At 39.7% G+C, this 17,963-nt stretch carries 19 protein-coding genes and 3 tRNA genes; 12 read left to right on the forward strand and 10 right to left on the reverse strand.

The genetic code is table 11. The annotated features are described in order from the left end of the window. The 9 genes from R0J88_RS16765 to lolB form a co-directional block, all read right to left on the reverse strand. Nucleotides 1-75, reverse strand: a tRNA-Gln gene (locus R0J88_RS16765). A gap of 40 nt (nucleotides 76-115) precedes the next feature. Next, nucleotides 116-200, reverse strand: a tRNA-Leu gene (locus R0J88_RS16770). Nucleotides 201-247: 47 nt separating this feature from the next. Then, nucleotides 248-324, reverse strand: a tRNA-Met gene (locus R0J88_RS16775). 318 nt (nucleotides 325-642) lie between these two features. Further along, entirely contained in the window at nucleotides 643-1,734 is a 1,092-nt protein-coding gene (gene ychF / locus R0J88_RS16780) for a redox-regulated ATPase YchF (protein ID WP_008133148.1), read from the reverse strand. Between the two features lie 53 nt (nucleotides 1,735-1,787). After that, entirely contained in the window at nucleotides 1,788-2,372 is a 585-nt protein-coding gene (pth, locus tag R0J88_RS16785) for an aminoacyl-tRNA hydrolase (protein WP_410900493.1), read from the reverse strand. Between the two features lie 18 nt (nucleotides 2,373-2,390). Then, the gene (locus R0J88_RS16790) at nucleotides 2,391-3,008 is read right to left on the reverse strand and encodes a 50S ribosomal protein L25/general stress protein Ctc (RefSeq protein ID WP_008133144.1); all 618 of its coding nucleotides are present in this window, start codon (nucleotides 3,006-3,008) and stop codon (nucleotides 2,391-2,393) included. Nucleotides 3,009-3,158: 150 nt separating this feature from the next. Then, nucleotides 3,159-4,106, reverse strand: a complete 948-nt coding sequence (locus tag R0J88_RS16795) for a ribose-phosphate pyrophosphokinase (RefSeq protein ID WP_008133143.1) — start codon at nucleotides 4,104-4,106, stop codon at nucleotides 3,159-3,161. A gap of 88 nt (nucleotides 4,107-4,194) precedes the next feature. Next, on the reverse strand, nucleotides 4,195-5,052 hold the full coding sequence (gene ispE, locus R0J88_RS16800; RefSeq protein ID WP_410900494.1) for a 4-(cytidine 5'-diphospho)-2-C-methyl-D-erythritol kinase: 858 nt from the start codon (nucleotides 5,050-5,052) through the stop codon (nucleotides 4,195-4,197). A 2-nt stretch (nucleotides 5,053-5,054) separates the two neighbouring features. After that, a complete protein-coding gene (gene lolB / locus R0J88_RS16805) occupies nucleotides 5,055-5,642 on the reverse strand; it encodes a lipoprotein insertase outer membrane protein LolB (protein WP_410900495.1) in 588 nt (195 codons plus the stop codon). Between the two features lie 83 nt (nucleotides 5,643-5,725). Between lolB and hemA the strand changes: the two genes are divergently transcribed. From hemA to rlmM, 12 genes are all read left to right on the forward strand, one after another. After that, entirely contained in the window at nucleotides 5,726-6,982 is a 1,257-nt protein-coding gene (gene hemA, locus R0J88_RS16810; protein ID WP_170865573.1) for a glutamyl-tRNA reductase, read from the forward strand. A gap of 7 nt (nucleotides 6,983-6,989) precedes the next feature. Beyond that, a complete protein-coding gene (gene prfA / locus R0J88_RS16815; RefSeq protein WP_006794503.1) occupies nucleotides 6,990-8,075 on the forward strand; it encodes a peptide chain release factor 1 in 1,086 nt (361 codons plus the stop codon). A gap of 2 nt (nucleotides 8,076-8,077) precedes the next feature. Further along, on the forward strand, nucleotides 8,078-8,917 hold the full coding sequence (prmC, locus tag R0J88_RS16820; protein ID WP_410900496.1) for a peptide chain release factor N(5)-glutamine methyltransferase: 840 nt from the start codon (nucleotides 8,078-8,080) through the stop codon (nucleotides 8,915-8,917). A gap of 56 nt (nucleotides 8,918-8,973) precedes the next feature. After that, a complete protein-coding gene (locus R0J88_RS16825) occupies nucleotides 8,974-10,515 on the forward strand; it encodes a DUF3369 domain-containing protein (RefSeq protein ID WP_276755195.1) in 1,542 nt (513 codons plus the stop codon). A gap of 28 nt (nucleotides 10,516-10,543) precedes the next feature. Then, the gene (locus R0J88_RS16830) at nucleotides 10,544-10,918 is read left to right on the forward strand and encodes a SirB2 family protein (RefSeq protein ID WP_410900497.1); all 375 of its coding nucleotides are present in this window, start codon (nucleotides 10,544-10,546) and stop codon (nucleotides 10,916-10,918) included. Between the two features lie 144 nt (nucleotides 10,919-11,062). Further along, entirely contained in the window at nucleotides 11,063-11,890 is an 828-nt protein-coding gene (locus R0J88_RS16835; protein ID WP_008133135.1) for a tetratricopeptide repeat protein, read from the forward strand. Between the two features lie 14 nt (nucleotides 11,891-11,904). Then, complete coding sequence (locus tag R0J88_RS16840) at nucleotides 11,905-13,158, forward strand: DUF819 domain-containing protein (protein WP_010556013.1); 1,254 nt, start codon at nucleotides 11,905-11,907, stop codon at nucleotides 13,156-13,158. Nucleotides 13,159-13,167: 9 nt separating this feature from the next. Then, the gene (gene kdsA, locus R0J88_RS16845) at nucleotides 13,168-14,022 is read left to right on the forward strand and encodes a 3-deoxy-8-phosphooctulonate synthase (protein WP_006794509.1); all 855 of its coding nucleotides are present in this window, start codon (nucleotides 13,168-13,170) and stop codon (nucleotides 14,020-14,022) included. A 118-nt stretch (nucleotides 14,023-14,140) separates the two neighbouring features. Continuing rightward, nucleotides 14,141-15,037: a transcriptional regulator GcvA gene (locus tag R0J88_RS16850; RefSeq protein WP_006794510.1), complete on the forward strand. Its 897-nt coding sequence runs from the start codon at nucleotides 14,141-14,143 to the stop codon at nucleotides 15,035-15,037. A gap of 2 nt (nucleotides 15,038-15,039) precedes the next feature. Next, nucleotides 15,040-15,672 (forward strand): alpha/beta family hydrolase, encoded by a 633-nt coding sequence (locus R0J88_RS16855; protein WP_410900498.1) that lies wholly within the window; start codon nucleotides 15,040-15,042, stop codon nucleotides 15,670-15,672. Beyond that, entirely contained in the window at nucleotides 15,672-16,040 is a 369-nt protein-coding gene (locus R0J88_RS16860; protein ID WP_006794512.1) for a DUF423 domain-containing protein, read from the forward strand. Before R0J88_RS16855 ends, R0J88_RS16860 begins: the two co-directional genes overlap by 1 nt. 17 nt (nucleotides 16,041-16,057) lie before the next feature. Continuing rightward, nucleotides 16,058-17,143: a 23S rRNA (cytidine(2498)-2'-O)-methyltransferase RlmM gene (rlmM, locus tag R0J88_RS16865; RefSeq protein WP_006794513.1), complete on the forward strand. Its 1,086-nt coding sequence runs from the start codon at nucleotides 16,058-16,060 to the stop codon at nucleotides 17,141-17,143. Nucleotides 17,144-17,218: 75 nt separating this feature from the next. Here the strand turns inward: rlmM and cysZ are convergent, their stop codons facing one another. After that, nucleotides 17,219-17,929, reverse strand: a complete 711-nt coding sequence (gene cysZ, locus R0J88_RS16870; RefSeq protein ID WP_200888040.1) for a sulfate transporter CysZ — start codon at nucleotides 17,927-17,929, stop codon at nucleotides 17,219-17,221. Nucleotides 17,930-17,963 lie beyond the last annotated feature (34 nt).

Consider the following 17,963-nt stretch of genomic DNA (forward strand, 5'->3'; position numbering starts at 1 on the left):
TGGCTGGGATACCAGGATTTGAACCTGGGAATGCCAGGATCAAAACCTGGTGCCTTACCGCTTGGCGATATCCCAACAATAAACAACTGATAGTTTTAATTCTTATCAAGAATAATGGTGCGGAAGGAGAGACTTGAACTCTCACATCCTAAGATACTGGAACCTAAATCCAGCGCGTCTACCAATTCCGCCACTCCCGCACACAAGGTAGTTATTTTAAACTCTTCATTGAGCAACAAAAAATAAATGGTGGCTAAGACGGGATTTGAACCTGTGACCCCATCATTATGAGTGATGTGCTCTAACCAGCTGAGCTACTTAGCCATCTTTTTTGTTAGCACTTCATCGCTGAGTGCGGGGCGTATTATGCTGACATGACCCAAATTCGTCAACACCTTTTTTGCAAAAAAACGCTTAACTGTGTTTGTTTGCAGGAAAATTAAGCTAACAGGCTAAATTTTAATAAAAACGCCGTTTTTTTAACACCGATTAAAGAGGAAGTATAACAGGTTGCGCTTTTTTAAAATTAACTTAGTGTTATTTATTCCCAAAAGCTGACAGTGTATATACGTTTAAAAAACAAAAAAGGCTCGTAAAAACGAGCCTTTAAAATTTATTTCCCTAAATAGAGGGAATAAATACTTATACGTTAAACAGGAAGTTCATTACATCGCCATCTTTAACAATGTACTCTTTACCTTCTTGGCGCATTTTACCCGCTTCTTTTGCACCACTTTCACCTTTACAGTTAATGTAGTCGTCATAAGCAATGGTTTGTGCACGGATAAATCCACGTTCAAAATCGGTATGAATTTTACCAGCAGCTTGCGGCGCTGTTGCACCTACAGGAATTGTCCAAGCTCGCACTTCTTTTACGCCTGCGGTAAAGTAAGTTTGTAGCTTGAGTAATTCGTAGCCGCCTCGAATTACAAGGTTAAGGCCTGGCTCTTCTAAGCCAAGGTCAGCCATAAATTCGAGTTTGTCTTCATCATCAAGTTCAGATAACTCAGATTCGATTGCTGCGCACACAGGGACAACCACAGCGCCTTCTGATTCAGCTATAGCGCGAACGCGGTCAAGTAGTGGGTTATTCTCAAAACCATCCTCTGCTACGTTTGCAATATACATAGTTGGTTTGATAGTTAAGAAGTTGATAGAGCTGATAGCTGCTTTTTCTTCTTTAGTTAATTCTAACGATCGAAGTGTAAGGCCTTCATCAAGGTGTACTTTTACTTTTTCAAGCGCCGCATTTTGTTCTTTTGCGTCTTTATCGCCGCCTTTCGCTTTTTTAGCATTACGGAACATCGCTTTCTCAGCGCTGTCCATATCAGCAAGTACTAACTCAGTATTGATCACGTCAATATCGTCAGCAGGGTCAATTGTTCCTGCAACGTGAATTACGTTTTCGTCTTCAAAACAACGTACTACATGACCAATTGCATCAGTTTCACGAATATTCGCTAAGAACTGATTACCAAGGCCTTCACCTTTTGATGCGCCTTTTACAAGGCCAGCAATATCAACAAACTCCATACTTGTAGTAAGAATACGTTGTGGGTTTACAATTTTAGCAAGCTCGTCCAAGCGAGGATCTGGAACAGGTACCACACCTGTATTAGGCTCAATGGTACAAAAAGGAAAATTAGCGGCTTCAATACCCGCTTTAGTTAATGCATTGAAAAGCGTTGATTTACCTACGTTAGGCAAGCCAACGATGCCACATTTAAAACCCATAGTAAGATACCTTGTTTAGAATTCGTTTAACCGTACACTTGGACTCAAGTTTATTAGGGTTTAAACGAATGAAGTCTGTTTTGTGCTTTTAGCACGCCGTCTTTTGCAAGTATTTCCATACAACGAACTGCTTCATCTACAGCAGCATCCATTTTTTCTTGGTCAACCTTTGGCGCTTTTCCAAGCACCCAGCCGGTAACCATTTCACGATGTCCTGGATGACCTATGCCAACACGTAAACGCATAAAATCTTTTTGATTTGCCATTTTTGCCATAATGTCTTTTAAGCCATTATGACCACCGTGTCCGCCCCCTTTTTTTAATTTGGCGACACCGGGCTCTAAATCCATCTCGTCATGTGCAACTAAGATATTTTCAACAGGGATTTTGAAAAAGTTGGCTAAACTACTGACCGCTTTACCACTTAAATTCATGTAAGTAGTGGGGATCAATAATTTGAATTCTTGGCCTTGGATTATCACTTTGCCAGTAAGGCCGTGATATTTAGGATCGTGTTTTAGCGTACAATTGTAGCGTGCTGCGAGTTGCTCGATGAACCAAGCACCTGCATTGTGGCGTGTATTTGCGTATTGTGGGCCTGGATTAGCCAGGCCCACAAGCATTTGAATAGAATTCAAGGTGCGAGACCTTAAATATTATTCTGCAGCGTCTGAAGCTTCTTCGTCTTCAGCTGGAGCTGCTTTGTTTGCTTTGATTGTAACTACTGAAAGGTCATGGCCTTCGCCTTTACCTAATTCAACAGACGCAACGCCTGCAGGTAGTTGTAAATCAGAGATATGGATTGAATCACCAGCTACTAACTCAGAAACATTTACTTCAATGAATTCTGGTAATGCTTTTGGAAGACAAGAAATTTCAACATCAGTTAACTGGTGAACAACAGTTGCGCCAGCTTTAGTTACGATTTCTTCACCGATGAAGTGAAGAGGAACTTTAGTTGTTAATTTATGAGTTGCGTCTACACGTTGGAAATCAAGGTGAGTAAGCTTAGGCTTGAATGGGTGACGTTGAATATCTTTTAAGATAGCTTCAACTTTCTCGCCGCCTACATTAAGTGTAAGAATATGAGTGTAAAAACCTTCGTCTTCTTGTGCTTTGATCATATCTTTATGAGCAAAAGTAAGAGATAAAGCTTCTTTGTCAGCTCCGTAAAGGATTGCAGGAACTTTGTCTTCGCGACGTAGGCGGCGGCTCGCACCAGTACCAGTTTCTACGCGAAGTTCAGCGTCATATGTATAAGTTGTGTTAGACATGATGTCTCCAATTATTTAAAAGTTTAGGGCCTTTGCGACCAAGGTCCCTAGCCAAAAGGCGCGCTATCATACCACTGTGATTCAGTAAAATATACATAGCATACAAAAAAAGCGCCAAAAGGCGCTTTTGTTTTCAGCAAATACCTGAGATTAGTGCTCAAACATTGCTGAAATAGATTCTTCGTTGCTAATACGACGAATAGTTTCTGCTAACATATCAGCAAGCGTTAGCACTTTTACTTTATCAAGCGCTTTAAGTTCATCAGATAATGGAATTGAGTCGGTTACAATAACTTCGTCAATAACAGAATCACGTAAATTTTCAGCTGCTTTACCTGATAAAATAGGGTGAGTTGCATAAGCAAATACGCGTTTAGCACCATGTTCTTTAAGTGCTTCAGCGGCTTTACATAACGTACCACCAGTATCAATCATGTCATCAACAATGATACAGTCACGGCCTTCTACATCACCAATAATATGCATTACCTGAGAAACATTTGCTTGTGGGCGGCGTTTATCAATAATAGCCAAATCAGTATCGTCTAATAGTTTTGCAATTGCACGTGCGCGCACTACACCACCAATATCTGGAGAAACAATAACAACATCATCAAAATGACGTTCTTTCATATCTTCAAGTAATACAGGGCTACCAAATACATTATCTACTGGTACATCAAAGAAGCCTTGAATTTGCTCTGCGTGTAAATCAACCGTAAGTACACGGTCTACACCTACACTCGATAAGAAATCGGCAACAACTTTAGCAGTGATTGGTACGCGGGCAGAACGTACGCGACGGTCTTGGCGGGCATAACCAAAATAAGGAATGACGGCAGTAATACGACCCGCAGATGCGCGACGAAGAGCATCAACCATAACGATAAGTTCCATAAGGTTATCGTTTGTAGGGGCACAGGTTGATTGCAAGATAAAAACATCCGAGCCACGAACATTTTCATTAATTTGAACACTGATCTCACCGTCGCTAAAACGGCCAACAACAGCATCGCCTAATTCAATATATAAACGTTTTGCAACTTTTTGAGCTAACTCAGGTGTTGCGTTACCAGCGAAGAGCTTCATGTCAGGCACGGTAGGGTTCCTCAGGCACTGAAATTTTGGACTAACGAGCAATGATAAAAATCATTACGAGTTAACTTATGATTACTTTTACGTTACTTCATTGATCGAAAATGGCGGTTAACTCCGTATGAGCAGGGGAGATATTAGCATTTGACGCTACAAATCCCTGCCAAGTATGGGGGAGGTTAGCAAGTACATGGCTTGCTTGAGCTTGTGTATCAAACTCTACAAAACAACATGAACCTGTTCCGGTCATCTTCGACGGAGAGTATTTTAGCAACCACTGGAGGGTTTTTTCAACCTCGGGGCATAGCTTTTTAACTAAAGGCTCACAATCGTTGTACAAAGTTTGCTGTTTCCAGTCACCTGAGATTTTTGGTGTATCGCGTTTTAAGTCGGGGTGAGTGAATATTTTAGCGGTGCTTACATGCTGGTTTGGGTGCACAACACAGTACCATTTTTGCGCAAGTTCAACACGGTGTAGTTTTTCCCCAATGCCTTGCGCAATGGCGCTTTCACCACGTATAAATACAGGCACATCAGCCCCTAATTGTAAGCCTAAATTAGCAAGTTTATTAATGTCGTAATTAATATTCCACAGTTTATTGAGCGCTAATAGTGTTGTTGCCGCATCAGACGATCCCCCTCCAACACCTCCTCCCATAGGCAGTCGTTTTATCAAATTTATTTTTACACCGTGCTTTGTTTTAGTATCAGTTTGTAACATTAAAGCAGCTTTATAGATGAGATTATCTTCAAGTGGTATGCCTTTAGTATCACCAGTGATTGAAATTGATGGTTCATCTGTTAACTCAAAAGAGAGCTCATCGCCGAAGTTTAAGAAAGTAAATAAGGTTTCTAATTCGTGATAACCGTCATCTCGGCGCGCATTGATATGTAAAAATAAATTGAGTTTTGCAGGTGCAATAAGTGAAAAAAAGGTTTTGCTATTCATAGTTAATTAAATTGCCAGTCATATAGTTGAATTTTAATTTTAATTTTTTGGTGTTTGAGCGTCAGTTTTGTAGGCAACCAATAACCAGCGGTTTGTATATAATCAGCATAGTTTATTTGCCATTGTTTACTTTCATTATCCAACCAAAGTACTTGCTTCGAACGGCCAAGTTCATCAACTTGTAACGATTGTGAATCAATAGTGCCTTTAAGCCAGTCATCAGCATTATTAACAGGTAAAGCAAAGCCAGTTAAGCGCTTAAGCAGCGCAGATGCATTGGTATCTACATAAACTTTATCGTCAAATTCAAGCTCAGCAACATTGCGCGACTGTTTTAGTTGTAAAATGCGTGTGCCAATAAATGAAGTCAGTACTAAATTATTGTTATTTTCTTGTTGCTGCCAATTTAAGTTTGCAGATTGGCGCTCATCGGGACTAATAAAAGCAAGTTTCCCCTCTACATGCCAAGTTTTTTGATTGGCGAGTTGACCTTTCCAGTTGTCGTAAATTGCTGTTTTATTTGGTAATTGTTGCGCGCAGCCACTTAAAAACATAAAAGTTATAGCTAATATTAAATAATGTCTAATCAAATGTTGTTCCTTACTTTCCATATTCCGCTGATTTTTGGTAAAATTGCCGCCTTTAAAGTAGGGCTCAGCAATATTTGGCAAACATGACCATAATAGCACTAGGTATAAATCACAAAACTGCTTCCGTAGAACTGCGTGAAAAAGTGGCTTTTTCGCCTGAGCAAATGTCAGAGGCGTTGCAGCAATTAAGTGGCCATGCCGACTTTAATGAAGCTGTGATCGTGTCTACCTGTAACCGAACAGAAATCTATTGTAGCCTTGCTCAGCAAAATTCCCAAACACTGTTAGCATGGCTTGCCAGTTTCCATGGTTTAGATGAACAGGAACTGAGTAATAACATTTATTGCCACGAGGGCAATCAAGCAATTAACCATTTAATGCGCGTTGCCTGCGGTTTAGATTCGCTTGTGTTAGGTGAACCGCAAATTTTAGGGCAAATTAAACAAGCCTATAATAGTGCTAAAACCCATGATGCAGTGGGTGTTACGTTTGATCGTTTGTTTCAAAAGACATTTTCGGTTGCTAAAGAGGTCCGAACTGAAACTAATATAGGCGCCAGTGCAGTTTCGGTGGCGTTTGCGGCTGTTAATTTAGCTAAGCATATTTATGGCAAGCTTGATAAAACCAATGTGTTATTAATAGGTGCAGGCGAAACAATAGAGCTTGTTGCTAAGCATTTGTATCAAAATGAGCCACAAAATATAACAGTAGCCAATAGAACGATTGAACGAGCACGAAACCTTGCTGATGAAGTGTCGGCAGATGTCATTGCATTAGCGCAGTTGCCAGAGCGTTTGCATAACGCAGATATTATAATAAGCTCAACGGCCAGTACACTGCCTATTATTGGTAAAGGGGTTGTGGAGCAAGCACTAAAGCAGCGTCGTAACAAACCGATGTTGTTTATTGATATTGCGGTACCGCGCGACATTGAAAGCCAAGTTGGTGAGCTAGATGCGGCTTATTTATACTCGGTTGACGACTTACAAACAATTGTAAGTGAAAATATGGCAGCGCGAGAACAAGCTGCACAGCAGGCACAAATAATTATTACTGAGCGCACTAAAGAGTTTTGTATGTGGATGCGTTCACTCGATTCTGTGGGGTTAATTCGTCACTATCGAAACGATGTTCAAACAATTAAGTCGGAATTAGTAGAAAGAGCAGTTAGCCAGCTTTCTAGTGGTAAAGACGCAGAAAAAGTAATTTTAGAATTGGCCAATAAGTTAACCAACCGCTTAATGCACGCGCCTACCCGTGCCATTCAAGATGCGGCTAAAAAAGGTGAAGTGGCTCAATTAAATCAGTTGAAAAAAATGTTAGGTATTGATCAGGAATAACCGTTAAATGAAAGAGTCTGTTTATAATAAATTAGAAACGCTAGTAGAGCGCTACGAAGAAGTACAAGCACTGTTGAGCGACCCGTCGGTTATTAGCGATCAAAATCGCTTTCGTGGCCTTTCAAAAGAATACTCTGAGCTTGAAGAAATAGTTAAAACTTTTTTAGCATATCAACAAACAAAAGAAGATTTAGCAAGCGCTGAAGAGATGCTTAAAGACTCAGACCCTGATATGCGAGAAATGGCACAGGAAGAGTATAAAGAAGCCAAAGCACAAATATTAAGTCTTGAAGATGAAATTCAGGTATTAATGCTTCCTAAAGATCCAAAAGATAATAACAATGTATTTTTAGAAGTCCGCGCAGGTACAGGGGGTGATGAAGCCGCTATTTTTGCCGGTGATTTATTTAGAATGTACAGCCGTTTTGCTGAAACGCAAAAGTGGAAATTAGAAGTAGTAACTACCAATGAAGGTGAACACGGTGGTTACAAAGAAGTCATTGCTAACATTAGCGGTGAAGGCGTATACGGTAAGCTTAAATTTGAGTCTGGCGTACACCGTGTACAACGTGTACCAGAGACTGAATCGCAAGGTCGTGTTCATACATCGGCGTGCACCGTAGCGGTAATGGCAGAAATTCCAGAAGCTGAAGCAATTGAAATTAACACCGCAGATATAAAAGTAGATACTTTTAGAGCATCGGGTGCAGGTGGCCAGCACGTAAATAAAACTGACTCAGCAATTCGTATTACGCATTTACCTACTGGTGTGGTTGTTGAATGTCAAGATGAGCGTTCGCAACATAAAAACCGTGCTAAAGCGATGTCAGTACTTGCAGCACGTTTACAGCAAGCTGAAGATGAGAAGCGTCATGCAGCAGAAGCCTCTGAGCGTCGTAATTTAGTTGGTAGTGGTGACCGTTCTGAACGTATTCGTACATATAACTATCCGCAGGGACGTATAACCGATCACCGTATCAACTTAACGCTGTACCGCTTAAATGAAGTTGTAGCGGGTGATTTAGGTGCCATTGTAGACCCATTAATGCAAGAGCACCAAGCTGATTTACTTGCCGCAATGGGCGATGAGTAATAGTGAATCAAACTCTCGAGCAAGCTGTTGCTGCTGGCGCTAATTTATTAGCGCAAAGCAGCGAAAGTGCGAAATTAGACGCACAGGTATTACTTCTTCATGTTCTTGATAAACCACGTAGCTATCTTTTTACTTGGCCCGAAAGGTTGCTCAGTACAGAGCAACAAAACACCTTTGACACTCTTTGCGCTCGGCGATTAAACGGCGAACCTGTAGCGCATATTACAGGGCAACGTGAGTTTTGGAGTTTAACTTTAGAAGTCAATGCAACAACGTTAATTCCGCGGCCAGATACTGAAACATTAGTTGAGGCTGCACTTGGTTTAGGAATTTCGGAAAATGCAAAAGTTTTGGACTTGGGAACAGGTACTGGGGCAATTGCATTGGCATTGGGTAGTGAAATGCCTTTGTGGAATATTACAGCGGTAGATAAAGTGACTGACGCTGTAGCGCTTGCAACTCGGAATCAACAGCGTCTAGGACTTGGTAATGTGCGTGTTAAACAAAGCAATTGGTTCAGCTCACTTGATAATGAATATTTTGATCTTATAGTTACCAACCCACCGTACATAGAAAGTAGTAACGAACATTTGGCTCAAGGCGATGTGCGATTTGAACCTTTATCCGCCTTAGTTGCTGAAGATTCAGGAATGTCTGATATTAAACAAATAATTACACAATCACGTGACTATTTGCTATCTAGTGGCTATCTTCTAATAGAGCACGGTTATGACCAAGGTTTTTCTGTTCGTGAATTTTTTAAAACGATGGCCTTTGTTAATATTAAAACGATAAAAGATCTTGGTGAAAATGACCGTGTAACGCTCGCACAGTGGCCATAATAAGCTTAATTATTACTGCATCCGTGTGTTAAATGTGTCATGTAGGAATTCTAATTATGATGGGTGACTTTTTATTTTCAGATGAGCCAGATACACCGGTAGATAACACCGATTTGGGCACCTGGAAAGTACTAATCGTTGATGACGAACCTGAAGTTCATGCAGTTACTAAATTGGCATTGAGTGATTTTGAGTTTCAAAATAAACGTTTAGAATTTATCAGCGCGTATTCTGGCGCTGAGGCTAAAACTTTAATTGATGAACATAAAGACGCAGCAATTGTTTTACTTGATGTTGTAATGGAAACAGACGATGCAGGCCTGCAAGTTGTAAAATATATTCGTGAAACCGCAAAAAATAACCACATTCGTATTATTTTACGTACCGGCCAACCTGGTCAGGCACCAGAACGCCAAGTAATAGTTAATTTTGATATTAACGACTACAAATCAAAAACAGAACTCACCGCACAAAAATTGTTTACAGTTATCATGTCGAGCCTTCGTTCGTACCGCGATATTATTTCAATAGAACAATCTCGTGTTGGCCTTGAGAAAATAATAACTGCATCACGCAATATTTTTTCTGCACATTCAATAGAGCATTTTATAGAAGGAGTGATGCAGCAACTTACATCATTGCTTGGTATTTCAGATCAGGCTATGTACGCGACCACCCTTGTTGCACAAAACCCAGCATCTCAGAACAATAAAATGATTATTTGTTCAGGTACCGGTGAGTTTGAAAAAAGTGAAGGTAAAGAGCTTGAAGAGGTGCTACACGCAGAGCAACTAAGCGCATGCCAAGAAGCGTTAAATAATCAGTCTATTATCTACAAAGATAATTACCTATTTGCTTATTGCAGCAGTGAATATAACCACAGCTCAATGCTGTTTATCACAGGCATTCCAAATACACTAACCGATACACAACGCAACCTCGTTGAAATTTTTGCTCAAAATGTACAATTAGCCTTTGAAAATGTTCAGTTACAATCAGAGATTGAGGCCACGCAACAAGAGCTTGTTTACAGATTAAGTGAAGCGGTTGAACAACGCTCTACTGAAACAGGTAATCATGTAAAACGTGTTGCACATATTTGCCATGCTTTGGCGCTTGGTTATGGTTTATCTAAACAGCAAGCTGATTTGATTAGATTAGCTGCGCCTTTGCATGATGTAGGTAAAGTAGGTATCCCCGATTCGGTATTAAATAAGCCCGCAAGGCTTGATGCACCAGAGTGGGAAGTAATGAAAACCCACACTGATAAAGGCTATGGGATTTTAAAAGGATCAGCACATGAAATTGTAAGTGCAGGTGCCACTATAGCCAAGGAACATCACGAAAAGTGGGATGGTTCTGGTTACCCTGAAGGTTTAGCAGGGAATAAAATTAATATATTCGGCCGCATTGTGGCATTGGCTGATGTATATGATGCGTTAAGGCATAAACGCTGCTATAAAGATTCATGGACGCTCGAGCGTGTTGTTGAAGAGATAAACGCACAAAAAGGCACGCATTTTGAACCAAAGTTAGTTGATGTTTTTAACGCAAACCTTGATGAACTTGAAATAATTATCAAACGTTACCCAGATTAATTTTATATAAATAGAAGAACAGAGGCATATGGATTATTTAGCAGTAAAGCACTCACACATGGCAATAGCAGCATTGAGTGTAGTTTTATTTTATATTCGATCTTTTTCACGAATGGGCAGTGGCAAAATTGCTCGCAATAAAGTTGTATTTATTGGTAGTCATAGCATGGATACATTACTTTTAATTTCTGCATTTACACTCATGTATATGGGGAAGATAAACCCGTTTGAACAATATTGGTTATTAGAAAAAATTATATTAGTGGTTGCTTATATTGCTATTGGAATTATAAGCGCTAAGCAAACTAATTTTTTGGCTAAAATATCTTACCTTATTGTAAATACGTTTGTTATTTTAGCTATTGGTTATTTGGCAACAGCCAAGTCAGCATTACTACTTTAAGCCTTAAATAAATTTACCGAGCTTTAGTATCTCTAAAGCTCGAATATTCCCTCCATGCATTTGATCAAGTATATTTCGTTATTGGAATATATGGGTAGAATTAGGTAAACTACGCGTTCGTTTTCTAGAAATGTTGCAGTATTGATGACCACTTTTGGGTTTGATGAACACGATGACTCTTATATTGATGATGCTTACGATGACTTTACCCCTGCGGCAATTTATCGTTGTATTAAGGCTGAATCGAAATGGGATCCACAACTAGACTTAACAGCCGCTTTTGATGTTCTTGCTGATTTTGAAAAACAAATTAATGCATTATGTATTGTTGTACCCGACTCTCATGAACGCTTAGATAAGTTGCTAGACACCTTTTACAGTACATGGCTATTTAGCGCTTCGAGTTTAAAAGTACCTGAGCATAAATTAAATAGCCTAAGCTACACCCTAACTATGCGTAGCGGCTCGCCAACTACTCTGGCAATTTTACTTTGTCATTTTTTACAACAGGCTAACCTCGATGCCAGTATGAGTCTAAATCAAGGTGATATAGGTGTTCATATTGCTATGAGCGATGAAGAAGGCTATTTGGTTGAGCCAAGTAGCGGTCAGCAAAGTTGGTATATTATTCCTGAAAATGCTGATGAAGCTGAAGGGCAAGAACAAGAGCCCTTAGAACTTATTTTTGACGATGAAGTTTATAAGCTTTTCTTAGCGCAGCAAAAGTGGTCTTTCATTAGTGAAAATAAATTTGGCCACGCATTAACATGCGTTGAAATGTTAATGGAATTAATTGGCGACGACCCCTACGAAAGGCGTGACAGAGGGTATTTATTAAATCAGCTCGATTGCCCTAAAATGGCCCGAGATGATCTACAATTTTTTGTAGATGAATGCCCAGATGATCCAGCAATAGAAATCATCCAGCACCAAATTGAAGAATTAGAAGATAATAATAAAACTCACCATTAATATTAGGGAATACCATGGTCGAAACACAAAGCGCATTAATCACCAATGATGCAGTTGTGCTTGGTTTACTTGCGGTTATTTTGGGGTTTATATTTAAAACCTCAAACAGCGAGCGCCCAGCATTAAAAACGTTCTATAAATATGTACCGGCTTTATTACTTTGCTACTTTTTACCTTCTTTGCTTAATACGTTTGGTATTGTCGATGGTAATAAATCGAATGTTTATTACGTTGCTTCACGCTATTTATTACCTGCCTGTTTGATACTTTTAACTATTAGCATTGATTTAAAAGCGATTTTAAACTTAGGCCCTAAAGCACTAATTATGTTTTTAGTAGGAACGCTCGGTATTGTTATCGGCGGACCCCTGGCTATATTAGTTGTGAGCGCGGTAGACCCTACAATTGTAGGCGGGCATGGGCCAGATGCTGTATGGCGCGGCATGACCACCGTAGCTGGAAGCTGGATTGGCGGTGGTGCAAACCAAGCCTCAATGAAAGAAATGTTTGAGGTGGGCGGCGATATTTTTTCAGTGATGGTCACCGTTGATGTCATAGTGGCTAATATTTGGATGGCAGTTTTGTTACTAATGGCAGCTAACCATAAGAAAATTGATGCTGCTACAGGAGCAGACACCAGCGCCATTGAAGATTTAAAGCAGCGTGTTGAAAAATACCATGCAGAGCATGCGCGCATGCCAACGCTGAATGACTACATGACATTGCTTGCTATTGCATTTGGTATTACTGGTTTAGCCCATTTTTGCGCAGACTTTTTAGGGCCGTTTTTCGCTAATAACTATTCATGGGCAAAAGAGTACAGTTTAACCAGTAAGTTTTTCTGGCTAATTGTCATTTCAACTACCATTGGTATTAGTTTGTCTTTTACTAAAATAAGACAGATTGAAGCATTTGGTGCATCTAAAGTAGCCTCAAGCTTTTTATACATTTTAGTTGCCTCAATTGGCTTACATATGAATGTAACCGCTATTTTTGATAACCCGGGCTTGTTTTTAGTGGGGGCTATTTGGATGCTAGTACATGCTGGTTTAATGTTGCTTGTTGCAAAATTAATTAAAGCACCGCTTTTTTATATGGCAGTAGGCTCGCAAGCTAATGTCGGAGGCGCAGCGTCTGCGCCTGTTGTTGCGTCAGCATTTCACCCTTCGCTTGCGCCTGTCGGTGTTTTACTGGCTGTATTAGGTTACGGAGTGGGTACATACATGGCTTATATTTGTGGATTAATGTTGCAAGCAGTTGCACCTTAAGGAATTAAAATGAAAGATCAAATTATCAAAATTAATGATATTGAATTAGCAAACAACAAACCGTTTGTTTTATTTGGTGGTATGAACGTTTTAGAGTCGCGCGATTTAGCCATGCGCATTGCAGAGCATTATGTAGAAGTGACGACAAAGCTAAACATACCATATGTGTTTAAAGCATCATTTGATAAAGCTAATCGTTCTTCAATCAACTCGTACCGTGGTCCGGGAATGGAAGAAGGGTTAAAAATATTTGAAGAAATTAAAAACACCTTCAATATTCCTCTTATCACTGACGTTCACGAACCGCATCAAGCGGCGCCGGTTGCTGAAGTGGTTGATGTTATTCAGTTGCCTGCTTTTTTAGCCCGTCAAACAGACCTAGTTGTTGCTATGGCAAAAACAGGTGCGATTATCAATGTTAAAAAGCCGCAATTTTTAGCACCACATGAAATGCGCCACATCATTACTAAATTTAATGAGGCTGGTAATAATAATATTGCACTTTGTGAGCGTGGCTCTAGCTTTGGGTATAATAACCTGGTTGTTGATATGTTAGGTATGGATGACATGAAAGCAATGGCACCAGTTATTTTTGATGCAACGCATGCGCTGCAACGCCCAGGTGGTCGTGCAGATTCAGCTGATGGGCGTCGAGCTCAAGCGGCAGAGTTAGCCAGAAGTGGAATGGCTTTGGGGATCGCTGGTTTATTTATAGAAGCACATCCAAACCCTAATGAAGCAAAGTGTGATGGACCATGTGCATTAGCCCTAAGCAAATTAGAAGGCTATCTATCGCAAATGAAAGCGGTAGATGATTTGGTTAAGAGTTTTGCGCCGTTAGATACCAGCGCTAGCGACTTATAAAAAGTAACCGCATAATAAAAAGCGACATTAGTCGCTTTTTTTATACCTTAAATATACTCTTTCTCGTCATGGGTATATAATTCATGCATAAGAAAAACTAATTCAAAGCTTGGTTATTATGTCAAGACGAGTCCCCCCATTAAACGCACTCAAAGCATTTGAAGCTGCAGCAAGGCATTTAAGCTTTACAAAAGCCGCAGAAGAGCTTTATGTAACGCAAGCAGCTGTCAGTCATCAAATAAAAACACTCGAAGAACATTTAGGTTTAAAGCTATTTTTACGAAAAAATCGCTCGTTATTATTAACGGAAGAAGGCCAAGGTTATTTTTTAGATATTAAAGAAATTTTTACGCAACTGATTGATGCTACAGAAAAGTTACTTGCGCGAGGAGCTAAAGGCTCATTAACGGTAAGTTTAACCCCTAGTTTTGCAATTCAATGGTTAGTGCCTCGTTTAAGTTTATTTAATGAGTTACACCCTGAAATTGACGTAAGAATAAAAGCACAAGACCAAGACGAAAATTCGTTAAGTGACGATGTCGATATTGCCATTTACTACGGGCGTGGCCACTGGAATGGAGTGCAAGCTTATAAGTTACATACAGAGTATTTAGTGCCATTGTGCAGCCCTATGTTATTGAGTGGCCCCAAACCACTTGATCAACCCAGTGATTTAGCACAGCACACCTTATTGCATGACACTACACGTAAAAATTGGAAAACGTGGATGAAAACTGCGGGTGTACGTAATGTACAAGTAAATCAAGGGCCTATATTTAGCCACTCTTCTATGGTGCTTCAAGCTGCCGTTCATGGTCAAGGCGTTGCAATTGGGAATAGTGTGTTAGCTAAACCAGATATTGATGCAGGGCGACTAGTTATTCCATTTAGCCACAGTCTAGAAAGTAAAAACGCTTACTATTTGGTGCTTCGTGAATCACAAACTGAATTGGGAAAAATAGTGTCATTTAAAGAATGGATGCTAAGTTTGGTTGAACAAGAGCAAGAGTATTAATCATGATTGAATGGTTCAAAAGTCAAAGCCAAACCGCAATTGCACAGTTTATTTTTGCCCATGGTGCTGGTGCTGGCAGTGATTCTGACTTTATGCAGCACGTGGCTGCACTGATCAGTGAGCAGGGTGTTGATGTTGGTTTATTTGATTTTGAATATATGCAAATTGCAAAGCAAACCGGCAAGCGACGCCCACCAGAGCGTGCTCCCAAGTTGCTTACATACTATGAGCAAGTATTAACGCATGCTCAACCTAAATTACCCTTGTTTATTGGCGGTAAATCAATGGGGGGGCGAATGGCGTCAATGCTTGCATGCACAACTAAACAGCCGATCAAAGGCGTTATTGCATTTGGTTACCCATTTCATCCACCAGGTAAACCAGACAAGCTGCGTACAGAACACTTTGCTGATATTCCTTGTCCTTTTTTAGTGTTGCAAGGTGAGCGAGATACATTTGGTACGCGTGAAGAACTAAAAACGCTGGCAATGCCAAAACAGCCCGACTATGTATGGCTGGCTGATGGTGACCATTCATTAAAACCACGTAAAAAAAGTGGCATTACTGAATTAGAAAACCGCCAAATAGCAGCTTCTAGTACAGCACAATTTATAAACAAAATGTTGGGTAAATAATGACAAAACTATTTTTAATGGCAGGCAGTTTATTTTGTATGCTTTCGGTTATGTTGGGGGCTTTTGCCGCTCACGGACTAAAAAGTCGTCTATCAGAATATTCGATAGGTGTGTTTAAAACAGCCGCTGAGTATCAAATGGTGCACGGTTTAGCATTAATTGCAGTAGCTTTACTCTTAAAATGGGGTATTAACCTAAATTGGGCTGGCCATTTTTTTATAATAGGTACATTGCTTTTTAGTGGCAGCCTATATTTATTAGCACTGACAGGAATGAAGTGGTTAGGGCCAATTACTCCTCTTGGTGGGGTGTGCTTTATTATTGGTTGGATTGTTATTTTAGTGCAAGTTGCACGATTTAAGTTTTAAAAAGTTTAAGGGTTATTATGTCTAGTGTTGTGATTTATTGTCGCAGTGGGTTTGAAAATGATGCAGCTGCTGAAATAACATTTCATGCTGCTGAGCAGGGTTTTGCAGGGTATGTAAAGGCAAAACCTAATACAGGTTACGTTATATATGAATGTTTTGAAGCGCAGCATAGCGACGAGATAATCAAAAAAATCGACTTCAAAAATATGGTGTTTGCTCGCCAGTGGTTTGCCGGCACATTATTAGAAGATATGCCTTTAGAAGACCGTGTAGGCGCAGTTGTGCAAGCAGCTAAAGATTTTCCTTTATGCGCTGAATTACGAGTAGAGACTCCTGATACAAACGAAGGAAAAGAACTACTTACTTTTTGTAAAAAAATATCCACACCGCTTAAAAAAGCACTAGAGAAACAAAACACCGTGTTGCGTGAGTCAAAGGCAAATCGGCCTGTGATGCATGTGTTATTTTTGGAAAATAATACCGCATATGTTGGCTATTCATACAGCTATAACAATTCACCCAACTTTATGGGGATTTTACGTTTGCGTATGCCAAACGATGGTCCTAGCCGTTCTACACTTAAACTTGATGAAGCGTTTAATGTGTTTATACCAGAGCAGCAAAGAGAAACACGTGTTGCTGCCGGTATGCGATGTGTTGACCTAGGCGCATGCCCAGGTGGTTGGACATACCAGTTGGTGCGCAGAGGCATGTTTGTTAATGCAATAGACAATGGACCAATGAATGATAACCTAATGGAAACAGGGCAGGTTAAGCATTTTAGAGAGGATGGCTTTAAATATCGTCCAGAGAAAAGAAACATTACTTGGCTTGTATGTGACATGGTAGAAAAACCAACCAAAGTAACAAGCCTAATGATTGACTGGGCAGTCAATGCCTATGCAAAAGAGCTTATTTTTAACCTTAAGTTACCAATGAAAAAGCGCTTTGACAGTGTATATGAGTGCTTAGCAATGATAAAAGAAGAGCTTGCTAAGTATGGTATTAGCTACGAATTACAAGCTAAGCATTTATACCATGATAGAGAAGAGATAACGGTACATTTGAATGTGACTAAAGTCCCTCAAAGTTTATACAGCTAATTGAAGACAAAAAATGGGCTGTTAGGCCCATTTTTATATACACACTGTTACTAAAGTAATAACTTCATTTAAGAGTTAGCTACGGTATTTTGGTCGGTAATTATCTACCCACAGCCTTGTAGCACCGCATACGGCAACAGGCATAACAATTAGGTTCACAAATGGGATGGCTGTTAATAGCATAACAGCAAAGCCAAACCCATAAGAAAGCCCCTGTTTAGACTTTAAGTCGTTTTTCATTTCTTTAAAACTAATTTTATGGTTATCAAACGCATAATCTTTATATTGCACAGCGTACATCCAACAAGTAAATAATACCCACAGAATTTGCCCTATTACCGGTAATACCCACAGTAATATAAAAAAGCCAATAGCACGTGGTAAGTAATAGCATAGCTTGGTCCACTCACGGGCAAGCATACGTGGTATATCTTTTATTAAGTCAGCAAAGCCATCATCGTTAATTTTTTGACCCGTTAGGTACAATTCTACTTTTTCGCTTAAAAGTGCATTAAATGGGGCTGCAATAAAGTTTGTAATCACGGTAAACACCATACTATAACTAAATAGCACGACTAATACCGCAATTGGCCACATTAACCATTCTAACCAGCTTAGCCATTCGGGGAGCATATTGTTGATATAATTAAAACTGTCACTGAGCCACCCAAATAAGAAAAATAATGAACTACCGAATAATAAAATATTAATCAAAAGCGGAATGAGCACAAAGCGCTTTAATCCTTTTTGGCTTATTAATTTAAACCCTGAAAAAAAATATTCCATACCTTGTATGATCTGCACAACAACCTCAATCAAT

The sequence above is a fragment of the Pseudoalteromonas sp. SIMBA_162 genome, from assembly GCF_046535955.1.
Taxonomy (GTDB): Bacteria; Pseudomonadota; Gammaproteobacteria; order Enterobacterales; family Alteromonadaceae; genus Pseudoalteromonas; species Pseudoalteromonas marina.

Bases quoted from the DNA above. Each gene is read 5' to 3' on its own strand.
- ychF (WP_008133148.1), bottom strand. From the start codon at position 1,734: ATGGGTTTTAAATGTGGCATCGTTGGCTTGCCTAACGTAGGTAAATCA.
- R0J88_RS16790 (WP_008133144.1), bottom strand. From the start codon at position 3,008: ATGTCTAACACAACTTATACATATGACGCTGAACTTCGCGTAGAAACT.
- ispE (WP_410900494.1), bottom strand. From the start codon at position 5,052: ATGAATAGCAAAACCTTTTTTTCACTTATTGCACCTGCAAAACTCAAT.
- hemA (WP_170865573.1), top strand. From the start codon at position 5,726: ATGACCATAATAGCACTAGGTATAAATCACAAAACTGCTTCCGTAGAA.
- prfA (WP_006794503.1), top strand. From the start codon at position 6,990: ATGAAAGAGTCTGTTTATAATAAATTAGAAACGCTAGTAGAGCGCTAC.
- R0J88_RS16825 (WP_276755195.1), top strand. From the start codon at position 8,974: ATGATGGGTGACTTTTTATTTTCAGATGAGCCAGATACACCGGTAGAT.
- R0J88_RS16830 (WP_410900497.1), top strand. From the start codon at position 10,544: ATGGATTATTTAGCAGTAAAGCACTCACACATGGCAATAGCAGCATTG.
- R0J88_RS16835 (WP_008133135.1), top strand. From the start codon at position 11,063: ATGACCACTTTTGGGTTTGATGAACACGATGACTCTTATATTGATGAT.
- R0J88_RS16840 (WP_010556013.1), top strand. From the start codon at position 11,905: ATGGTCGAAACACAAAGCGCATTAATCACCAATGATGCAGTTGTGCTT.
- kdsA (WP_006794509.1), top strand. From the start codon at position 13,168: ATGAAAGATCAAATTATCAAAATTAATGATATTGAATTAGCAAACAAC.
- R0J88_RS16850 (WP_006794510.1), top strand. From the start codon at position 14,141: ATGTCAAGACGAGTCCCCCCATTAAACGCACTCAAAGCATTTGAAGCT.
- R0J88_RS16855 (WP_410900498.1), top strand. From the start codon at position 15,040: ATGATTGAATGGTTCAAAAGTCAAAGCCAAACCGCAATTGCACAGTTT.
- R0J88_RS16860 (WP_006794512.1), top strand. From the start codon at position 15,672: ATGACAAAACTATTTTTAATGGCAGGCAGTTTATTTTGTATGCTTTCG.
- rlmM (WP_006794513.1), top strand. From the start codon at position 16,058: ATGTCTAGTGTTGTGATTTATTGTCGCAGTGGGTTTGAAAATGATGCA.
- cysZ (WP_200888040.1), bottom strand. From the start codon at position 17,929: ATGGAATATTTTTTTTCAGGGTTTAAATTAATAAGCCAAAAAGGATTA.